20 protein-coding genes are annotated in these 18,812 nt (G+C 41.9%); 12 read left to right on the plus strand and 8 right to left on the minus strand.

Annotated features, from left to right (window positions below):
- The first annotated feature begins 171 nt into the window (after positions 1-171).
- The 9 genes from ftsB (at position 172) to ACOI22_RS07975 (ending at position 6,418) form a co-directional block, all read left to right on the plus strand.
- The gene (gene ftsB / locus ACOI22_RS07935; protein ID WP_420671489.1) at positions 172-453 is read left to right on the plus strand and encodes a cell division protein FtsB; all 282 of its coding nucleotides are present in this window, start codon (positions 172-174) and stop codon (positions 451-453) included.
- Between the two features lie 66 nt (positions 454-519).
- A complete protein-coding gene (gene ispD / locus ACOI22_RS07940) occupies positions 520-1,233 on the plus strand; it encodes a 2-C-methyl-D-erythritol 4-phosphate cytidylyltransferase (protein WP_420671490.1) in 714 nt (237 codons plus the stop codon).
- Between the two features lie 63 nt (positions 1,234-1,296).
- Positions 1,297-1,773 carry a 2-C-methyl-D-erythritol 2,4-cyclodiphosphate synthase gene (ispF, locus tag ACOI22_RS07945; protein WP_420671491.1) on the plus strand — a complete coding sequence of 159 codons (477 nt, stop codon included), beginning with the start codon at positions 1,297-1,299 and terminating at the stop codon, positions 1,771-1,773.
- Positions 1,767-2,879, plus strand: coding sequence for a tRNA pseudouridine(13) synthase TruD (truD, locus tag ACOI22_RS07950; protein WP_420671492.1), 1,113 nt, complete (start codon positions 1,767-1,769; stop codon positions 2,877-2,879). The genes ispF and truD overlap by 7 nt, the downstream gene beginning before the upstream one ends.
- A gap of 30 nt (positions 2,880-2,909) precedes the next feature.
- The gene (gene surE / locus ACOI22_RS07955) at positions 2,910-3,653 is read left to right on the plus strand and encodes a 5'/3'-nucleotidase SurE (RefSeq protein WP_420671493.1); all 744 of its coding nucleotides are present in this window, start codon (positions 2,910-2,912) and stop codon (positions 3,651-3,653) included.
- A 15-nt stretch (positions 3,654-3,668) separates the two neighbouring features.
- Positions 3,669-4,307 (plus strand): protein-L-isoaspartate(D-aspartate) O-methyltransferase, encoded by a 639-nt coding sequence (locus ACOI22_RS07960; RefSeq protein ID WP_420671494.1) that lies wholly within the window; start codon positions 3,669-3,671, stop codon positions 4,305-4,307.
- Positions 4,304-4,882 (plus strand): YqaA family protein, encoded by a 579-nt coding sequence (locus ACOI22_RS07965; RefSeq protein ID WP_420671495.1) that lies wholly within the window; start codon positions 4,304-4,306, stop codon positions 4,880-4,882. Before ACOI22_RS07960 ends, ACOI22_RS07965 begins: the two co-directional genes overlap by 4 nt.
- 18 nt (positions 4,883-4,900) lie before the next feature.
- A complete protein-coding gene (locus ACOI22_RS07970; RefSeq protein WP_420671496.1) occupies positions 4,901-5,779 on the plus strand; it encodes a peptidoglycan DD-metalloendopeptidase family protein in 879 nt (292 codons plus the stop codon).
- A gap of 75 nt (positions 5,780-5,854) precedes the next feature.
- A complete protein-coding gene (locus tag ACOI22_RS07975) occupies positions 5,855-6,418 on the plus strand; it encodes a hypothetical protein (protein WP_420671497.1) in 564 nt (187 codons plus the stop codon).
- 16 nt (positions 6,419-6,434) lie between these two features.
- On the opposite strand, the gene folA is transcribed toward ACOI22_RS07975, so the two are convergent.
- The 4 genes from folA to rplU all read right to left on the minus strand — a co-directional run bounded on the left by folA (position 6,435) and on the right by rplU (position 8,895).
- Complete coding sequence (gene folA, locus ACOI22_RS07980; RefSeq protein WP_420671498.1) at positions 6,435-6,932, minus strand: type 3 dihydrofolate reductase; 498 nt, start codon at positions 6,930-6,932, stop codon at positions 6,435-6,437.
- 11 nt (positions 6,933-6,943) lie between these two features.
- Positions 6,944-8,104, minus strand: coding sequence for an Obg family GTPase CgtA (gene cgtA / locus ACOI22_RS07985; RefSeq protein ID WP_420671499.1), 1,161 nt, complete (start codon positions 8,102-8,104; stop codon positions 6,944-6,946).
- Between the two features lie 203 nt (positions 8,105-8,307).
- Positions 8,308-8,565: a 50S ribosomal protein L27 gene (rpmA, locus tag ACOI22_RS07990; protein WP_420671500.1), complete on the minus strand. Its 258-nt coding sequence runs from the start codon at positions 8,563-8,565 to the stop codon at positions 8,308-8,310.
- 18 nt (positions 8,566-8,583) lie between these two features.
- The gene (rplU, locus tag ACOI22_RS07995) at positions 8,584-8,895 is read right to left on the minus strand and encodes a 50S ribosomal protein L21 (RefSeq protein WP_420671501.1); all 312 of its coding nucleotides are present in this window, start codon (positions 8,893-8,895) and stop codon (positions 8,584-8,586) included.
- 246 nt (positions 8,896-9,141) lie between these two features.
- Here rplU and ispB point away from each other — a divergent pair, with 246 nt between their 5' ends.
- Positions 9,142-10,113 carry an octaprenyl diphosphate synthase gene (ispB, locus tag ACOI22_RS08000; protein WP_420671502.1) on the plus strand — a complete coding sequence of 324 codons (972 nt, stop codon included), beginning with the start codon at positions 9,142-9,144 and terminating at the stop codon, positions 10,111-10,113.
- A gap of 108 nt (positions 10,114-10,221) precedes the next feature.
- Here the strand turns inward: ispB and ACOI22_RS08005 are convergent, their stop codons facing one another.
- The 3 genes from ACOI22_RS08005 to ACOI22_RS08015 all read right to left on the minus strand — a co-directional run bounded on the left by ACOI22_RS08005 (position 10,222) and on the right by ACOI22_RS08015 (position 14,630).
- Entirely contained in the window at positions 10,222-11,076 is an 855-nt protein-coding gene (locus tag ACOI22_RS08005; protein ID WP_420671503.1) for a putative RNA methyltransferase, read from the minus strand.
- Between the two features lie 14 nt (positions 11,077-11,090).
- Positions 11,091-12,422, minus strand: coding sequence for a Xaa-Pro dipeptidase (pepQ, locus tag ACOI22_RS08010; RefSeq protein ID WP_420671504.1), 1,332 nt, complete (start codon positions 12,420-12,422; stop codon positions 11,091-11,093).
- 126 nt (positions 12,423-12,548) lie between these two features.
- The gene (locus ACOI22_RS08015; RefSeq protein ID WP_420671505.1) at positions 12,549-14,630 is read right to left on the minus strand and encodes a transglycosylase SLT domain-containing protein; all 2,082 of its coding nucleotides are present in this window, start codon (positions 14,628-14,630) and stop codon (positions 12,549-12,551) included.
- Between the two features lie 415 nt (positions 14,631-15,045).
- Between ACOI22_RS08015 and fadB the strand changes: the two genes are divergently transcribed.
- Both fadB and fadA read left to right on the plus strand, forming a co-directional pair.
- Positions 15,046-17,196, plus strand: coding sequence for a fatty acid oxidation complex subunit alpha FadB (fadB, locus tag ACOI22_RS08020; RefSeq protein WP_420671506.1), 2,151 nt, complete (start codon positions 15,046-15,048; stop codon positions 17,194-17,196).
- 18 nt (positions 17,197-17,214) lie between these two features.
- Positions 17,215-18,378 carry an acetyl-CoA C-acyltransferase FadA gene (fadA, locus tag ACOI22_RS08025; RefSeq protein WP_420671507.1) on the plus strand — a complete coding sequence of 388 codons (1,164 nt, stop codon included), beginning with the start codon at positions 17,215-17,217 and terminating at the stop codon, positions 18,376-18,378.
- Positions 18,379-18,584: 206 nt separating this feature from the next.
- Here the strand turns inward: fadA and cspE are convergent, their stop codons facing one another.
- Positions 18,585-18,794, minus strand: a complete 210-nt coding sequence (gene cspE / locus ACOI22_RS08030; protein WP_420671508.1) for a transcription antiterminator/RNA stability regulator CspE — start codon at positions 18,792-18,794, stop codon at positions 18,585-18,587.
- Positions 18,795-18,812: the final 18 nt, after the last annotated feature.

The following is an 18,812-nucleotide window of genomic DNA, read 5'->3' on the forward strand; positions in this document are numbered from 1 at the left end:
TGAAGCGTTTTTCCACCTTAGTCGATAATTATCTGCACTAGCGGTGGCAAGAGGATAGTAACTTTCATACAATATGGATGTTTTACAGTGCTTTATGCGGTAAAGTAAGGTATACGGCCAGTACATTAGTTTAAATGTGTATTGGATGTGTTTAATCAAAGGTATGCAAGAATGAAAAACAAATGGATAGCAGTACTGCTTATTACATTGCTAGGTGCATTGCAATATCGCTTGTGGTTCGGTAAAAACAGTATTTCCGACTACAAAGGCATGCAGGTACAAATTCAAGTGTTAGAGCAGCAAAACGCAAACCTTAAACAACGTAATCAATTGCTCAAAGCCGATATAGACGATCTTCAGTTAGGCATAGAGTCAATGGAAGAACGCGCTCGAAATGAACTAGGCCTGATAAAAGAAGGCGAGACGTTTTATCGCATCTTACCCAAGCAGTAAACACCCAAATACAAACGGCGCACAAGATTCAAAAATATTAACCCGCCATAAAGAAAAGCAAATATCGTGACCAAACAAGCCCAACAGCAACAAATTCGTTTACCGGTAGTGATTCCCGCTGCAGGGATTGGCTCTAGAATGCAAGCGCCGAAAGCCAAACAATACCTAGAGATACATAGTAAAACTATTCTTGAACATACCATTTCATTAATGCTGAGCCACCCCAATATATCCAAGGTGATAGTTGTGCTGCACCCTGATGACACTATTTTTAATCATCTTGCCATTGCTGATAATAAGCGCGTACAAACCATAATTGGCGGCGCAGAAAGAGTGGATTCAGTGCTAGCGGGGCTGAAGTATTTGGCAAGCACCACAAATGACCAGCAAGTCTTAGTGCACGATGCGGCTAGGCCATGCTTAAGTCACAACGACATTAGCAAACTAATACACGCCTGTGGTACACAAAATTCAGGTATACTTGCCATTCCAGTGGCTGATACCATTAAACAAGCGGAACCGAGTAAGCCGCTAATTAAACAAACAATTGACCGCTCTGTTTTATGGCAAGCGCAAACACCTCAATTAAGTAACTTAGCACTACTAATTGACGCAATTGAAAGTGCTTTACGCGAAGGCGCCACAATTACAGATGAAGCCTCTGCGCTTGAATATGCAGGGGTAAAGGTAATGTTAGTAGAAGGGCAAGCGAGTAACTTAAAAATTACCCGCCCTGCTGACTTAGCACTTGCCGAGTATTATTTGTCAAAAAGTAATTAATGGAAGCTATGCCAACTAGCATAGGGCCAATATTTCACACTACGATTTTCATGGAACAACAATATGATTCGAATTGGGCACGGTTACGATGTACATAAATTTGGCGGTGATGGCCCCGTTATTTTATGCGGTGAAAAGATCCCGTATGACCAAGGCTTAATAGCACATTCAGACGGAGACGTTGCCCTTCACGCACTCAGTGATGCCTTGTTAGGCGCATTGGCACTTGGCGATATAGGCAAACATTTTCCTGACACCAGCAACGATTATAAAAACGCCGATTCAGTCGTATTGCTACAACACGTATATAAGCTTATTCAGGAACAAGGCTTTGAATTAGTGAATGCTGACATCACTATTGCCGCACAAGCCCCCAAGCTTGCACCATTTATTATTGATATGCGCAGCAATATCGCTGACGCGCTTTCCATCGATGTATCACGAATTAGTGTAAAGGCTACCACCACCGAAAAGCTAGGATTTGTTGGTCGAAAAGAAGGCATTGAAACCCATGCCGTGGTGTTGCTTCAAGCATGTTAAATTTAACCGTAGATAACTGGCAATACTTACACGGCGAGCCTCTTGTTAAGGCTACCCTTAAGCAAGAGCTAAGCGATTTTCAGGTAAATGAAATACTAAGCTTTGAGCCTAGCGGAAATGGTGAACACACCTTTTTGCACATTGAAAAAACCGGCCTAAATACCGCTTTTGTGGCAGAAGAAATTGCCAAGTTTGCCAAAATCCCCTTACGCGCGGTGAGTTATGCTGGCAGAAAAGATAAGTACGCTACAACCAGCCAATGGTTTGGGGTTTATTTTGGTGGTAAACAACACGCCTCGCGCAAATCATCGGTAGTTAAACCGGCTGACATTGATTGGTCAGCGCTTCAAATTGAAGGCCTACGAATACTAAATGTTACTTATAATGACAAAAAGCTACGTTTAGGCGCAATCAAAGAAAATCAATTTACGATTGTGTTACGAAATATGAGTGAGTTTGACCACAACGCTTTAAATGAGCGAATTGCGCTTATTGAGCAAAAAGGCGTACCTAATTATTTTGGTAACCAACGCTTTGGTGAACTTATAAAAGCTGATGGCAGCGTGCAGCTTGGGGGCAATTTAGCCCTAGCTGAAAAGCTTGTTAATGGCGAAGATATTCGAAATCGCAATAAGAAATCAATGGCGGTTTCAGCCCTTCGCAGTTGGTTATTTAACCACTTCGTTAGCTACCGGTTAGCCAATACACAATACATGCAAGTATTTGATGGTGATGTATTGTCATTAAGCGGAAGCAATAGCTTTTTTATTCATGAGCAAAACAGTGAACAAAGCGAAGAAACGCTTAAACGATTAAACCTGCGCGATGTTAATATTACCGCGCCTCTTTGGGGTAAAGGTAAACTAGACGCCAAAGCACAAGCGCTAGTATTTGAACATGAAAAGGCCCTCGAACACGAAGCAGTATGCGAGGCCTTAGTAAACTTAGGGCTAGAACAGCAACGTAGGCCTATTTTAGTATTTCCTAAAAATTTATCATTTGAAGTATTTGAAAATACACTCACGTTAAAATTTAGTTTACCCAGCGGTTGTTTTGCGACTTCTGTAATAAGAGAAATTGCCGAAGTAAGTACAGGCAAACGGTAAAAGCTCAAGGTAGTTAAAAGGAAATATTTGATGCGTATATTGTTAAGTAATGATGATGGTGTTTTCGCTAAAGGCATTGAAGTAATGCATGCTTACTTAAGCCAAAAACATGAAGTTACGGTTATTGCCCCTGATAGAAACTGTAGCGGTATGAGTAATGCTTTGTCATTGCATCAACCTTTGCGCATCCAAAAAACTGAAAAAGGTTTCTATTCAGTAAATGGCACGCCATCAGATTGCGTGCAATTAGGTATAAATAGCGGCATGTTTGAAGAGCCAGAATTAGTTGTTTCAGGTATTAATCATGGGGCTAACTTAGGTGATGACACTATATATTCAGGTACGGTAGCCGCCGCACTTGAAGGACGCCACTTAGGCCACCCTGCGCTGGCGGTATCACTATGCGGCAAAAAAGACCAATTGTTTGAAACCGCAGCGAAGTTAAGCTGTGATATTATTGATAAATTAGCGAGTCACCCTTTAGAAAATAATCAAATTTTGAATATTAACGTGCCTAACATACCATTAGAACAAATTCAGGGAATTCGCTCTACGCGCTGCGGCAAAAGACACCGCGCCGAAACAATGGTAAAAAGTACCGACCCATTTGGAAATACTATATTTTGGTACGGCAAATTAGGCGAGGAATTAGATGCGGGTATTGGCACCGATTTTGACGCAGTAGCAAAAGGTTATTGCTCGGTAAGCCCTTTATCAACCGATATGACCGTGCATAAGCAAATAAAAGCCATGAAACCATGGCTAGAAGAATAACTACATTGAGCATAAGTGAACATGGCATCTAGAAAAGGTCGTGCCTTGGCTAATATATTAGCGGGCGAAGGCATTAGCAATCAAACTGTATTGGACACAATTGCAGCCCTTCCTCGTGAATTATTTTTGCCCTTGGCCTTAGCGCACAAAGCATACGAAAATAATGCCCTGCCCATAGGGCAAGGGCAAACTATATCTCAGCCCTATACGGTAGCTAGAATGACCGAGCTTTTGCTCAATAAAATAGGCCCAGAAGCTAAAATACTCGAAATAGGCACAGGTTCAGGTTATCAAACGGCGGTGCTGGCAAGTTTGTTCAGCCAAGTATGCAGTGTTGAGCGTATCAAAAGTTTGCAATTTCAAGCCAAACGAAAACTGAACCAATTAGATTTGCATAATGTCAAAATGAAACACGGTGACGGTTGGCAAGGCTGGGCAAGCAAAGGACCTTTCGATGCTATAATTGTTACCGCGGCAGCAGCAACGCTACCACAAGATTTAGTCGCCCAACTTAACGAAGGTGGTCGCTTAGTTATTCCTGTAGGGGAATCTGAGCAAAAACTTTTATGTATTGATAAAGAACAAGGAGACATACAACAACAGGTTGTTGAGGTAGTCAAATTCGTTCCCTTAGTGGCAGGAGCCATTTCATGAAGATTTTCACACCCTTATATGATGCATGTTTAAAATGGGCAAGGCACAGGCACGCAGAAAAATATTTAGCGGCGCTAAGTTGTGCGGAAAGTACGTTTTTTCCTGTACCACCCGACGTAATGCTTGCGCCTATGGTGTTAAGCCAAACAGAAAAAGCGTGGCGTTTTGCCTTAGTAACTACTATAGCCTCAGTAGTGGGCGGCGTATTTGGTTATTTTTTAGGAATGTTTGCGTTTGAATCATTTATTGCCCCTCTTATTGAGCAATGGGGTTATGGGCCTAAATTAGCTTTGGCTGAAAGCTGGTTTGCTGATTACGGTGTTTGGGTTGTATTTTTAGCTGGATTTTCACCCATCCCTTACAAAGTATTTACTATAAGCGCAGGCGCACTGAGTATGGCCTTTTTCCCATTTTTAATAGCCTCTGCTATTGGCCGCGGAATGCGCTTTTTCTTAGTAGCCGCATTTATGAAATATGGCGGCCCTCCTATGGAAGCCAAACTTAAAGATTACATAGAGTACCTTGGTTGGGCAGTTGTGATACTTGCTGTACTCGCTTATTTAATCTTTATGTAAGTGGTTAAAGGCTCTCGCATGAACAGTATCTTGCTTAATTATTCTGCGAAAGTTAAACGCAATTTATGCTTAAGCTTTTTGCTATGCCTAATAGCTGCGTGCACCTCACGTAGTGTTCCTGCCCCTGTTGTAAATTTATCGACGAAAACCGCTACTAAGCAAAATTTAGCGATAATTGAAGGGAACAGTTACAAAGTTCAAGCCGGCGACACCTTATTTGCTATTGCTTTTTATAGTGGAAACGATTACCGCGATTTAGCGCGCTTTAACAATATACCTGCGCCCTACAATCTTGATGTTGGGCAAACTTTACGCTTAACTGCGCCCCTTGCATATGCTGCAACTAAGCCAAACAACAGCGCACCCGTCTCTACCCCTAGCGCTAGTAAGCCCTCTAGTGCGAATAAACCAACTACTGCGCCGCAAACAAATAAACCAAGGCCGGTTGTGAGCAACAAGCCGGTGATTAAACCGCGCCCTCAGCAAACATCTCGCCCCCAGCCTAATTATCCGCCTAGCAAAACGAGCAGTCCATGGATATGGCCTGCTTTTGGAAAACACACAGTAGCCACCGTAGGCAGCGATGGAAGCAAACGAGGATTGGATATAAAAGGCGAGCTAGGCTCTAAAATTGTAGCCGCCTCTGCAGGTAAAGTGGTGTATGCTGGGAATGCGCTGAAAGGGTATGGAAACTTAGTGATCATTAAGCACAATGAAGAGTTTTTAAGTGCCTACGCCCATAACCAAACCATATTAGTTAGTGAGCAAAGCTACGTTACCCAAGGCCAACAAATTGCCACTATGGGGGATTCTGGTGCAAGCGATGTTATGCTGCATTTTGAAATTCGTAAAAAGGGAAAATCAGTAGACCCTTTCACTTATTTGCCGCGTAAATAAGTATTTTGAAAGATAGGCTTATGCTACACGGTCTTGTTTAATAGTGTCACACTTAATATTTGAATATAACGCGCCATGAATACTGCTACTATTTTTCGACTTGTAATATCAGGGCTAATAGCTTTTGTCAGTTATGCTGCGTGGGCTTACTACGCTAATAGTTTGGTCACCCAAAACACTACCGTACTTTATAAAGCCGCTATTGTTCAAGGTAGCTACAGTGGAGGGGTAACTCTCGCATTTACCTTTTTACTTGAGGTGTTTTATCGAAAATTCGGTGCTAGCACTTATTGTTTACCTTTAATAATGCCTCGAATTTCCCGCAAGCCTGATGCCTCCCACCCATGCTCTACCCTAGAAACGTTTCAAAAAGCGATTGATGAGTCTGAGCAAAAATGCCACGGCAAGTGCTTACCTGGGGTGATTATTTCACCGTTACCGGCCTTGCTTATTCAAAGTGTATTGGTAATTGCCATTAACGTACTGTTTAAGACACCTAATTTATGGTTAACAGTGGCGCCTTCAATATTATTTAGTGGCATTTATGGCTATGTTTATAGTGCAGGGCTATTTCGTAAAGAAAAGGTTCGTAAAGAAAAGCTTAGTAAAGAAGAGCACGCTAAGAAAAGCGCGCTATAGTCACTTGAAGTCATGTTTAACTGGGGCGTTTTTCTAGGCTTACAAACTCGTAATCGTAAATGTTTTTATCATCTTTAACATGTGCTTCGCGCTCAATTTCTTGCCAATTTGCAATAGCGTTGTAGTCAGGAAATTGAGTATCGCCTTCTACGTCTAAATCAATAAACGTTAAATACAAGGTATGAGCTTGGCTTAAGAAGTGTTTATAAATACTGCCGCCGCCTATGATCATAACTTCCTCGTGTTCGCTAGCGGCTAAGGCTAACGCTTTGTCACAAGTGTTCACCACAATAGCATCAGGCAACGAATAGCTCGTATTACTCGATACAACAATATTCGTTCTACCAGGTAAGGCCCTACCTATAGACTCATACGTTAAGCGGCCCATTACTACAGGTTTACCTAGGGTAACGGCCTTAAAATGCTTAAGATCTGCTGGTAAGTGCCATGGCATTTTATTATCTTTGCCAATTACCCTGTTGTTAGCCATAGCGGCAATCATGCTAATTTTCATAAATTGGCGCTTTACTCTTTTACGTATACTACATTGGGATGATCGTCATCTTCATCATCGTCTTCGTCGTCAAAGTCATCTTCGTCAAGTACTTCAGGCTCAACGTTGCGCTTATACTCATCCCACTTAAAATCAATTTCTTCATCTTCTTTTATTTCTTCAGGTGGAAGTTCATCTAAGAATTGCATGATGTCTTGGCAAATTTCCATTGACCCCATTTTATGAAATGCCGAAATTTGATAGTAATCTTCTTCCCAGCCCATCTGATCAGCAATTTGCTGGCAGAGTTCATCGGCTTCTTCTTCAAGCATTAGGTCAACTTTGTTGAAAACTAACCATCTTGGTTTGGATGCAAGCTTTGGATTATAAGTTTCAAGTTCGTTAATAATCGTTAAAGCGTTTTCAACTGGGTCACTGCCATCAGCAGGGGCTACATCAATAAGGTGTAATAAAATTCTACAACGTTCTAGATGCTTTAAAAATTGAATCCCTAAACCCGCGCCTTCAGATGCACCCTCAATTAAACCTGGGATATCAGCAATTACAAAACTTGCTTGTGAATCAAGACGTACTACGCCCAAATTAGGTACAAGAGTGGTAAATGGATAATCAGCTACTTTGGGCTTAGCCGATGATACAGAACGTATAAAGGTAGATTTACCTGCATTCGGTAAGCCCAACAAACCTACGTCAGCAAGCAACATGAGCTCTAAAGATAAATTACGTATTTCACCAGGTGTTCCGTTTGATTTTTGGCGCGGAGCACGGTTAGTTGCCGTTTTAAAACGTGCATTGCCTAAACCATGAAATCCACCCTGGGCGACTTTCATTCGTTGGCCATGCTTGGTCAAATCACCTAAGGATTCACCGGTGTCTTTGTCTGTAGCGCGTGTTCCCACAGGTACTTTAAGTGTTAAATCTTCACCTTTGCGACCTGTACAGTCACTTCCCTGACCGTTTTTTCCGCGCTCTGCACGATGAAAACGTTCAAATTGAAAATCAATCAGGGTATTTAAATTTTCGTCGGCCTCAAGATACACGCTGCCGCCATCACCACCGTCACCACCATCAGGACCGCCTTTGGGTATATATTTTTCACGTCTAAACCCAACTACACCATTGCCGCCATCACCAGCTTCAACGCGTATGTCTGCTTCATCTACAAATTTCATTTGCTTACTTAAATCCTGTATTACTATAAGGGGTAACGATAGTCGTTAAACTCATTATATCAGCTTTCAGCAAAATCAATAAGACCTTGTAAAGAACACTTACTATATGTGCCTGAATCTGATAAACGCGCTTAAAGTGCAAACTTTAGCGCGCAAAAAAAACCCCGCATTCGCGGGGTTTTCGAATTACTTAAAAAACCGAATTATTCAGTAACAATACTTACGAATTTACGGTTTTTAGGACCTCTCACGTCAAACTGAACTTTACCGTCAGCAAGTGCGAAAAGAGTATGGTCACGACCAATACCCATGTTGTCCCCAGGATGGAATCTTGTACCGCGCTGACGAACAATAATGTTGCCTGCTAATACGTCTTGACCACCAAAGCGTTTAACACCTAAGCGTTTGCTTATTGAGTCGCGACCGTTTTTGGTACTACCACCAGCTTTTTTATGTGCCATGTGTTCGTCTCCTACTTATTATGCGTTAATCGCAGTGATTTTCACTTCTGTGAACCACTGACGATGTCCCATCTGCTTGCGCGAATGCTTTCTGCGACGGAACTTCACAATTTTAACTTTATCACCACGACCATGAGTCACTACTTCAGCAGTAACTTTGCCACCAGCAACATAAGGTGTGCCGATCTTAATATCGTCACCATTACTCACCATCAAGATATTATCGAAGTTTACAGACTCACCAGGAGCTACTTCAATCTTCTCAAGACGAACGGTTTGGCCTTCAGCCACACGGTGTTGTTTGCCACCACTTTGGAAAACCGCGTACATATATTTCTCCGCTCTGCGCAATCATGCGCTCAATTCAAAAAACAGGGCGCAGATTATATGGAAACTTGTGCTTTGATACAAGAGGAAATTGCAGTTTATTTACACAATTATAGAGGATTCTTTTAAAACCACGCCCTCACTGCCTTATTAGACTCAAAAACAGGTACATATATTCACATACATCTAGAGTTAGTGTTCAATTAATGTAAAAATATGCCGCAAAGAATATCATCAAAATGCGGTTTCATGGATCTTAACACAATTAAAAGCTTGTCTGATACTGATATGCAAGCGGTCAATAAATTAATACAGCAGCAAGTATCTTCTGATGTAGTGCTTATAAACCAATTAGGGTTTTACATTGTAAGCAGTGGTGGCAAAAGGCTCCGCCCTTTATTAACCGTTCTTGCTGCTCGAGCATTAAACATCCAAAACACTGATCATCATACCTTAGCCGCTATTATTGAGTTCATTCATACCGCAACGCTTTTACATGATGATGTAGTAGATGAATCTACCATGCGACGCGGTCGCGAAACCGCTAATGCGGTGTTTGGGAATCAAGCCAGTGTATTAGTTGGTGACTTTTTATACTCTCGCGCCTTTCAAATGATGGTGGGTTTGAAAAGAATGGCGGTGATGGAAGTGTTGTCTGATGCAACCAACCGTATAGCGCAAGGTGAAGTCATGCAGTTGATGAACGTGAATGACCCAGACACCAGCGAAGAAAGCTATATGGAAGTTATTTATAGCAAAACCGCTCGTTTGTTTGAAGCCGCTACGCAATTAGCGGCTGTACTTACTGATCAACCCCGCGAAATTGAAATAGCTATGCAAGATTATGGCAAGCACTTAGGCACTGCGTTTCAGCTTATAGATGACGTGCTTGATTACACTGCACAAGAAGATGAAATGGGTAAAAACGCTGGTGATGATTTAGCCGAAGGAAAACCTACTCTGCCACTACTTCATGCTATGTGGCATGCTAAAGAAGAGGACGCAGCCTTAATAAGAAGCGCTATTGAAAACGCTGACGGCATGGCACATTTTGATCATATACTGAGTGTTATGGATAAACATGGCTCAATTGAATATACGCAACAAAAAGCCATAGAAGAATCGAATAAAGCAAAAGCCGCGCTTAGCCTCATTCCTGATTCACCTTATAAAGATGCCTTAATTGGCTTAGCTGATTTATCAGTTAATCGCGATAGTTAAAAAAAAGGGCAAGCCAAATAGCTTGCCCGAAGACATCGATAAATCATCTTTCGGATGACTTGATATAATAGTCCCACTTTTTGCGCTCAAAGAAACCTGTACTCCAGGCTAGTTTTGCGCCATATCTGCGTTTTGCATGACTTTTATGTCAAAATCTATTTGTACACACTGCAGTTCTTGCATTAAGCGCAATTTATTTTCATTAGAAATAGTCCAATAAAACGGTGTCATCTTTAATAAATTGCTGCGCTGCTCTTCGTTGTGTAACTGTATTTCGAAAGACAAGCGCTCTTGGCTTACCATCTCAAAGCCGACTTGGGCTTGGTCACTTACATCATGCTCTTGAGGAGTATCGTAAATAATAGACTTCATTTGATGTAAGTGCTCACTAGCAGGGTTAACACTAATCCACTTACCTTCGGGTTTTAAAATACGCTTAATTTCCACAGGTGAACTAGGCGCAAATATTTGCACCACATAATCTTGGCTGGCACTGGCGAGAGGAATATTATAGCAACTCGCCACGGCAAATTGGCTATGTGCCTTTGCCTTAGCTGCTTTTTGCACCGCTGATTTTGAAATATCAATGCCACTAGCTAAGACCTTCAATCCGCTCTTTTGAACAAGTTCTTGTATTTGGCGAATGTAATAGCCTTCTCCGCAACCCGCATCAAATATGCTTACTTCCGTTTCTTTTTGTTCATGCCCCTGAGTAATAATGTGTGCAATTTTTTGAGCTAAGGGTAAATAATGATCTTGTGATAAAAAAGCACGCCTTGCTAAAACCATTTCATTATTGTCGCCTGGCGCTTTACTGTTCTTTTGATGAGCAAGCAATAAATTAACATAGCCTTCTTTTGCTTTATCGAAGCTATGCTTATTCTCACAAAGCCACGTACGTTCAAGGAGTGTTAAAGCTTCCCCGCATGAAGGGCAGCGCCACGTAAATTGAGTATTTTCCATAGTCAGGTTTAGCCTTACGCCAAACCGGCCTCTCTGGTCATATTTTCGTTGCGCTCACGATGCACTATTACGTTATCTTCAATACGAATACCACCGAAAGGACGTAAGTTGTCAATTTCATTCCAGTTCATATATTTTGAATTTTCGCTGGCCTTTAAATCAGCAAGCAAACTGGGTATGAAATAAAGACCCGGCTCTACCGTATATACATGATTAGCCTTTATGGTTCGTGTACAGCGCAAGAATGGATGTGCTTCAGGGCTAGGTTGCGGAGTGCCTCTATCATCGGCAACGTGGCCAGCTACATCATGCACCTGAAGGCCTAGCATGTGGCCAATGCCATGAGGGAAAAACGTGCTGACTATGCCTTTTTCAACTGCATCGCTAGGATCTAAATTCATCATATTAAAATCACGAAGAATGGTGGCAACGCCTAAATAAGCAGCTTCATGCAGGTCGCTATAGCTACGCTCAGGCTTTAGCATGTCAATTATACGCAAGTTTAAGGCATCAATCGCTTTAATCAAATCTGCAAATATATGCTCTTGAGTACAATAGGTGCGTGTTATATCAGCAGCATAGCCATGAAAATTAGCTCCGGCATCAATCAAAAATGACAAATGCTGTTTAGGCTTTTGCGTATCTACATGCATATAGTGCAAAATTGCACTGTGCTCATTAAGCGCCACGATATTATTGTAAGGCACATCGTTGTCACCCTGCTGAGCACCTAACAGGTAAGCTTGGTTAATTTCAAATTCACTAGCACCTGCGAAAAAAGCATCTTTTGCGGCTTGGTGCGCATTCACGGCTATTTTATTTGAGGCGCGCATACAATCAAGTTCATAAGCCGTTTTATAAGCTCGATGAAAGTGTAAATAATGTAAAACGCGGTCAGGATTTACTAGCTCAAAGCCTAATGCTTTAGCTACTTCTATATATTCACCAATGTATGCAAAACGGCTTTTATCATAAGGCAGAAATTTCTCAACCCTATTAGCTTGTTTTAAATACACCACATCAAAATGCTCTACCCAAAAGTCAGTAGGTGTTTGCGGCACAACATGCCAAAAATCCACTGGCTGATAAAACACTAGCTTAGGTTTATCGACGCCATTAACTACCAACCAGCAATTGGGATTATCAATAACAGGTAACCAAGCTTTAAATTGCGGGTTAACTTTAAACGGATAGTTATTATCATCTAAGAATAAACGTTTACCTTGTCCTGAATGTATCACTAATCCATCAATACTCTCACGGGCTAAGGCTTCGCGCGTACGCGCCTGTAAAATATCTATGTGTTGAGAATATAAGGTGCTATCGAATTCTTGCGTGTCTGTCATGGCGTGCTCTATGTTTATTATTGGTATTTTTTAACAGCGAAATAATATCACAAGCGAAGTCACTCGTCAGGTTAAGGCATGAAAACCCACCATGTAGCAGGCCTTCTTAGTTAATTCACAATAAATTTATAACGAAACGGGGATATCGGTGTGAATCAAGTCGTTAAAAACCTTGCTTGAATTGGCAGTTACAGTGCCATCCTCATTTAATTGTGAATGATATATTTGCTTATAAGCCATCACGGCCTTCACGTAATTGCGAGTTTCTTTGTAAGGAATGAGTTCAACCCAAATATCAGCTTCTAGAGCTTCGTTTTCGGGCAACCACTGCTTAACACGGCGCCATCCTGCGTTATAAGACGCGGTTGCCAAAATACTATTGTTATTTAACTTATTCATTAAGTAACGTAAGTATTTATTGCCAATTTTAACGTTAGTATTAGCATCTAAAAGTTGGCGTGCAGTTATTCGGCGTTTTTCGAGATATTTGGCTGTACTTGGTAACACTTGCATTAAGCCTCGCGCATTCGCCGGTGATACCGCATCAGGCATAAACGAACTCTCGCGCCGCGCTATGGCAAATGCCCACTCCGGTTCAATCTTATTTTTTAATGCCTCTTTTACAATAATGTCCTCAAAGGCAGTAGGGAAACGACGTTTAACATCATCTAAATATCCTTCTCGAGAGAATGTAAATATGCTTTGGTCATGCCATTCCCAAGCGCTTGAAATAACTGCAGCGGCGAGTTTGTCAGCCTGATCCAGCTGACGCTGAGCATGGCGCCACTCTAAGCGAGCTTCATGAAAACGCTCAAGCTTGCGTAATTCAAATGCTCGTTGCGTTTCAGGTAATGCAAGTACTGCCTGCACTGACTGCTCGCTAACGCTCACAGGCGCGTTTTCTAATTGATGGGCTTGCCCTAGTCTCGCGCTAGCCAAAAAACCGTAATAATGACGTTCTTCAGCCAGCTGTTGGTACAAGACTTTTGCTTCATTTTGCCTACCCAAGTGCTCATACGCGCGCGCCAACCAGTACGAATAAGCGTTTTCAGATACCTTTTGTGCTGGCGAATTTTCAATTAATAAAATGACACGCGCCCAATCTTGTTGCTTCAATAAGTGCGCCAAATGCCAACGCGTCACAGCGGTATCATCACTTATGGCATCGGCCTTTAATAAGTACTCACTTGCCTTTTGATGATCATCAATGGCTAATTTAATAGCAAACTGCCCATAAACACGTGACTTCTGTGCGTTGGTGAAAATCACCTTTTGTTCCGCTTTTTTAAGGGTTTTTAAGGCTAACTCAGTATTACGCCAAATTAATCGAGACAAACCATAATGCATAATCTCGGCTTCCACCAAAGGGTACTTGGAGGGAAACAACGAGGTTTTTGCGACACTTGCTGGGTCACGACGAGTTTTATGCCATAAATCTGCTAGGTATTTTTTATCATCATCTAATAAACCCTTTAAATAAGGGATTAATGTATGGCTCCCGCCATCGGCTGCCTTTTTAATTCTCAATAAAACTAAATCTTCACTTAACTGCCCCGCCTTTTGCCAACGTTTAAAAATGCTGTCACATTCTTTTGGCTGCGAACGACCAACCGTCCATAAATCAGCAATTGCACTGTATAGCTGGGTTTCATCTACACCTTGTGATATTTGAAAGGATAAAAATGAGCATGCGAGTTTGGCATCACGACTAGGCGTATAATAGTGAATAAACTTTTTTGCTTCATTTTTACGCGCTAAGTACTTTAGCCACTTTGAGTGTAATTTATTGGCTAAAGGTGTATCTGCATAACGCGTTAAAAAGGCGCTAATTTGAGCTTCATCATTCAGGCGAATGTTGTCACCTAGTTTTCGCGCAAGCAAATAGGGAACTAAGGGATAGTCGCCCAAACTTTGAGCGGCTTCGGCTAAATCTTGACTATCCATCTTCCACACTGACTTTTCTAAACGTAAAAATTGCGCACGCTGTTTTTCGCGCTCAGGTGAATCTAAATTATATTGAAAACTCGTATTAGCAAGGTGTGTTTGCTCGGCAGCAATAGCTTTAGCGAGTGGCGCGAGCATTAATAAACATAAGGGAATAGATACATTTCGCAAATACTTCAGTGTATTTAGAAGTGGCTTATGGTTTGATAAAAAATCAGGAGAAAAAACCATTAAATCGATAAATTTGAAACCCGCTTTGAGCATTAACTCACTACCTCGTATAAATTTAAATGTGGAGCATCAAGGTGAATTTGTTGTTATAGTGCGCAACATTCACAAGATGTCTGACCAGTATTCACGCTACTACTGCTTATTTAGCAAAAAAAGAAGAAAACTCATGGATGAATAGCGTAGTATTTACGGCAACATATTTTATACAATCTTTTAAAGATTAAGTTCGATGTGTTTGGATACTTATTTTAGCCTATCACTCCTAGACTAAAGTACATAGTTAAAAAGTATACTTTTTAAACATATTAATATGAGTTATACAATACTCGTAAACGAACAAGCAATTATACTGTCTATACATTACGTATCGGCACAAAACACAAGTAGATAAAGTAATAATTAACATTCTTTAATCAGCATTTATCAATTATTTAAACAGGAGATAAAGATGATATATGAAGGCAAGTGTCTCTCGGTAAGCATGACCGACGAGGGGATTGCTGAACTGGTCTTTAATGCCCAAGGTTCAGTAAACAAATTTGACCAAATTACTGTAACAGAGTTAGGTGAAGCCACAGCTGCTTTACAAACTGCTGATGGCGTAAAAGGAGTGCTAGTTCGCTCTGACAAATCTACATTTATTGTAGGCGCAGATATCACCGAGTTCACGGCCCTGTTCGCTTTAGAAGAATCGGAAGTACTAGAATGGGTAGCCAAGACGTCACAAGTGTTTAACCACTTTGAAGACTTACCTTTCCCTACTATATGTGCCATTAATGGCTTTGCATTAGGTGGCGGATGTGAAATGACTTTAGCTTGCGACCTTCGAGTTGCCGACACTACCGCTAAAATTGGCTTACCGGAAGTTAAGCTTGGCCTTATGCCCGGATTTGGTGGCACAGTTAGATTGCCTCGCGTAATAGGTTCAGACAATGCCTTAGAGTGGATGACCACCGGACGCGATCGCAATGGCCAAAAAGCATTAGCTGAAGGCGCTGTGGATGCAGTTGTAGCGCCAGAAGCCTTGCATCAGGCGGCCAGAACAATGTTGCTTAGCGCAATTAACGGTAAGTTAGATTGGCAAGCTCGCAGAGCGCAAAAATTAGCGCCCTTAAGCCTAAATACTAACGAAGCAATGATGAGCTTCTCAACGGCTGCCGCCATGGTATTTGCTCAAGCGGGGAAACACTATCCTGCTCCGCATAAAATGGTTGAAACAGTTCAAAAAGCCTCTGCTAGCGGTAGAGATGGCGCATTAAAACTTGAAAACGAAGGTTTTGTTGCACTTGCTAAAACAGATGCATGCCAAGCTCAAGTGGGTATATTCTTAGCTGACCAACTTGTAAAAGCTAAAGGCAAGAAAATGGCTAAAGCGGCCACTAAATCTGTTGCTAGCCATGCGGTACTTGGCGCTGGCATTATGGGTGGCGGTATTGCGTATCAAGGTGCGGTTAAAGGCATCCCAACTGTGATGAAAGATATTGCGCAACCTGCTCTGGATTTAGGCTTGAACGAAGCGGCTAAAATTCTTGGAAAAGGAATGGAGCGCGGCAAGGTAAATGCGAAAACAATGGCATCTACCCTGAACAATATTTCTGCCACCTTGGATATGAATGCTATTGCTCATACTGACCTAGTAATTGAGGCCGTAGTAGAAAACCCGAACGTTAAAGCAGCGGTACTAAAAGAAACAGAAGAAACGGTAGCAGACGATGCAATTATCTGTTCTAACACGTCTACTATTTCTATTAACCAGTTAGCGAAAGCCTTAAATAAGCCTGAGCGTTTCTGCGGTATGCACTTCTTTAACCCTGTGCACAAAATGCCATTAGTTGAAATTATTCGCGGTGAAAACACCAGCGATGCAACCATTTCAGCCGTAGTTGCGGCCACCCTTAAAATGGGTAAAACCCCAATTGTGGTGAATGACTGCCCAGGTTTCCTAGTTAACCGTGTATTGTTCCCTTACTTTGCTGGCTTTAGCCACCTGTTAATTGATGGCGCTGACTTTACCGCTGTTGATAAAGTAATGGAGAAAATCTTTGGCTGGCCAATGGGCCCTGCATACTTACTTGACGTAGTAGGCATGGACACAGCTGATCACGCTTCTGGTGTAATGTCTGACGGCATCCCTGAGCGCATGCAAAAGATTGAAAATGATCCAGTAACGCTTCTGTACTCAAATAAACGACTTGGTCAGAAAAATGGCAAAGGTTTCTACAACTACGGCACTGACAAACGTGGTCGCCCTAGTAAGTCACCTGCACCTGAAGCTTATTCATTGTTTGAAGGCCACGTGGCAGAAAAGCGTGATTTTGATGCCGATGAAATTATCGCTCGCGTAATGATCCCCATGGCAAATGAAGCGATTCGTTGTTTAGAAGAAGGCATAGTGGGCAGCGCGGCTGAAGCCGATATGGCGCTACTTTATGGCTTAGGTTTCCCTCCGTTTAGAGGCGGTATTTTCCGTTACATCGAAACAATGGGATTAGATAACTTTGTTGCACTTGCTGACAAATACGCTGACCTAGGACCAATTTACCAAATTAGTGACGGTGTACGCGAAATGGCGGCATCGGGCAAGTCTTACTTCGCCTAAGCACAAAGGAGAATAAATATGAAAGATGTAGTAGTTATCGATTGTATCCGTACCCCTATGGGACGTTCAAAAGGCGGCGTTTTTCGTAACGTGCGCGCGGAAACTTTATCAGCGCACCTAATGAGCAAGTTACTTGAACGTAACCCCAACTTGGATCCAACAGAAATTGAAGACATTATTTGGGGCTGCGTGCAGCAAACCAAAGAACAAGGCTTTAACGTTGCAAGAAACGCACAACTGTTGACTGATATCCCAAGAAGTACGGGCGCTGTAACAGTTAACCGTTTATGTGGTTCTTCAATGCAAGCGCTACATGATGCGGTTTCAGGCATTATGACTGGCCGCGGTGATGTTTACATGATTGGCGGTGTTGAGCACATGGGGCACGTTCCTATGAACTACAACATTGATTTTCATCCAGGCCTAGCGAAGCACACTGCAAAAGCGTCGGGCAGCATGGGTATGACAGCTGAATTGTTAGGTCGTCAAAATGGTATTACTCGTGAAATGCAAGATGCCTTTGGCGCGCGCTCACATCAATATGCGCACAAAGCAGCGTTAAACGGCGGTTGGGACAACGAAATTGTGGCAACTGAAGGCCATGATGAAAACGGTCTATTAACCTTAGTTGAGCAAGACGAAGTGATTCGTCCTGAAACTACGGCTGAAACGCTTGCCGGTTTACGCCCAGTGTTTGATCCAGTCAACGGAACAGTTACTGCTGGAACATCATCGGCAATATCAGACGGCGCGTCAGCAATGCTAATAATGTCGGCTGATAAAGCAAAAGCAATGGGTCTTACCCCTCGTGCAAAAATTAAAGCAATGGCTGTAGCCGGATGTGATGCAGCAATTATGGGCTTTGGCCCAGTACCTGCAACTAAGAAAGCTTTACAACGTGCTGGCATGACCATGGACGATATTGAGATTGCAGAATTTAATGAAGCGTTTGCAGCTCAAGCATTATCATGTATTAAGCACCTTGGCTGGTTAGATACTTACGAAGAGAAAGTAAACCTTAAGGGAGGCGCTATTGCACTTGGTCATCCTTTAGGTTGTTCTGGCTCACGTATTTCGACCACGCTAATAAATGTAATGGAAGATAATAATAAGTCTGTTGGCTTGGCAACAATGTGTATTGGTTTAGGCCAAGGCATAGCCACTATCTTCGAGCGCGTATAAATATACGTAAACAATTACGCTAAAACTTATTTGGCGTAACAAGAAACGAAAAAACCAGTTTAAACATTTAAACTGGTTTTTTTATATCTGAATTCTGTATAGCACTGTTTATATTTCATAAACTGCAGATACAAAAATGGCACCTTATCAGTGCCATTTTTAAAGAGAAATAAATTTCTCTTAGTTCAAGCTAACGAACTAGAAACTTATAGCGTTTCTACGTTTGCAGCTTGAAGACCTTTTTGGCCTTCTTCAACTTCAAAAGATACGCGCTGACCTTCTGGAAGCGTTTTATAACCTTCAGCAACGATAGCACGGAAATGAACGAAAACGTCCTTGCCGCCATTATCTTGCGTTAAAAAACCGTAACCTTTTTCAGGGTTGAACCACTTAACTGTGCCTGTAACTTTAGACATGTAAACCTCAAATAAATA

Source organism: Glaciecola sp. 2405UD65-10, from assembly GCF_048820975.1.
Taxonomy (GTDB): Bacteria; Pseudomonadota; Gammaproteobacteria; order Enterobacterales; family Alteromonadaceae; genus Glaciecola.

Excerpts from the sequence above, each read along its gene's own strand:
- ftsB (WP_420671489.1), top strand. The coding sequence starts at position 172 with ATGAAAAACAAATGGATAGCAGTACTGCTTATTACATTGCTAGGTGCA.
- ispF (WP_420671491.1), top strand. The coding sequence starts at position 1,297 with ATGATTCGAATTGGGCACGGTTACGATGTACATAAATTTGGCGGTGAT.
- truD (WP_420671492.1), top strand. The coding sequence starts at position 1,767 with ATGTTAAATTTAACCGTAGATAACTGGCAATACTTACACGGCGAGCCT.
- surE (WP_420671493.1), top strand. The coding sequence starts at position 2,910 with ATGCGTATATTGTTAAGTAATGATGATGGTGTTTTCGCTAAAGGCATT.
- ACOI22_RS07965 (WP_420671495.1), top strand. The coding sequence starts at position 4,304 with ATGAAGATTTTCACACCCTTATATGATGCATGTTTAAAATGGGCAAGG.
- ACOI22_RS07970 (WP_420671496.1), top strand. The coding sequence starts at position 4,901 with ATGAACAGTATCTTGCTTAATTATTCTGCGAAAGTTAAACGCAATTTA.
- ACOI22_RS07975 (WP_420671497.1), top strand. The coding sequence starts at position 5,855 with ATGAATACTGCTACTATTTTTCGACTTGTAATATCAGGGCTAATAGCT.
- folA (WP_420671498.1), bottom strand. The coding sequence starts at position 6,932 with ATGAAAATTAGCATGATTGCCGCTATGGCTAACAACAGGGTAATTGGC.
- cgtA (WP_420671499.1), bottom strand. The coding sequence starts at position 8,104 with ATGAAATTTGTAGATGAAGCAGACATACGCGTTGAAGCTGGTGATGGC.
- rpmA (WP_420671500.1), bottom strand. The coding sequence starts at position 8,565 with ATGGCACATAAAAAAGCTGGTGGTAGTACCAAAAACGGTCGCGACTCA.
- rplU (WP_420671501.1), bottom strand. The coding sequence starts at position 8,895 with ATGTACGCGGTTTTCCAAAGTGGTGGCAAACAACACCGTGTGGCTGAA.
- ispB (WP_420671502.1), top strand. The coding sequence starts at position 9,142 with ATGGATCTTAACACAATTAAAAGCTTGTCTGATACTGATATGCAAGCG.
- ACOI22_RS08005 (WP_420671503.1), bottom strand. The coding sequence starts at position 11,076 with ATGGAAAATACTCAATTTACGTGGCGCTGCCCTTCATGCGGGGAAGCT.
- pepQ (WP_420671504.1), bottom strand. The coding sequence starts at position 12,422 with ATGACAGACACGCAAGAATTCGATAGCACCTTATATTCTCAACACATA.
- ACOI22_RS08015 (WP_420671505.1), bottom strand. The coding sequence starts at position 14,630 with ATGCTCAAAGCGGGTTTCAAATTTATCGATTTAATGGTTTTTTCTCCT.
- fadB (WP_420671506.1), top strand. The coding sequence starts at position 15,046 with ATGATATATGAAGGCAAGTGTCTCTCGGTAAGCATGACCGACGAGGGG.
- fadA (WP_420671507.1), top strand. The coding sequence starts at position 17,215 with ATGAAAGATGTAGTAGTTATCGATTGTATCCGTACCCCTATGGGACGT.
- cspE (WP_420671508.1), bottom strand. The coding sequence starts at position 18,794 with ATGTCTAAAGTTACAGGCACAGTTAAGTGGTTCAACCCTGAAAAAGGT.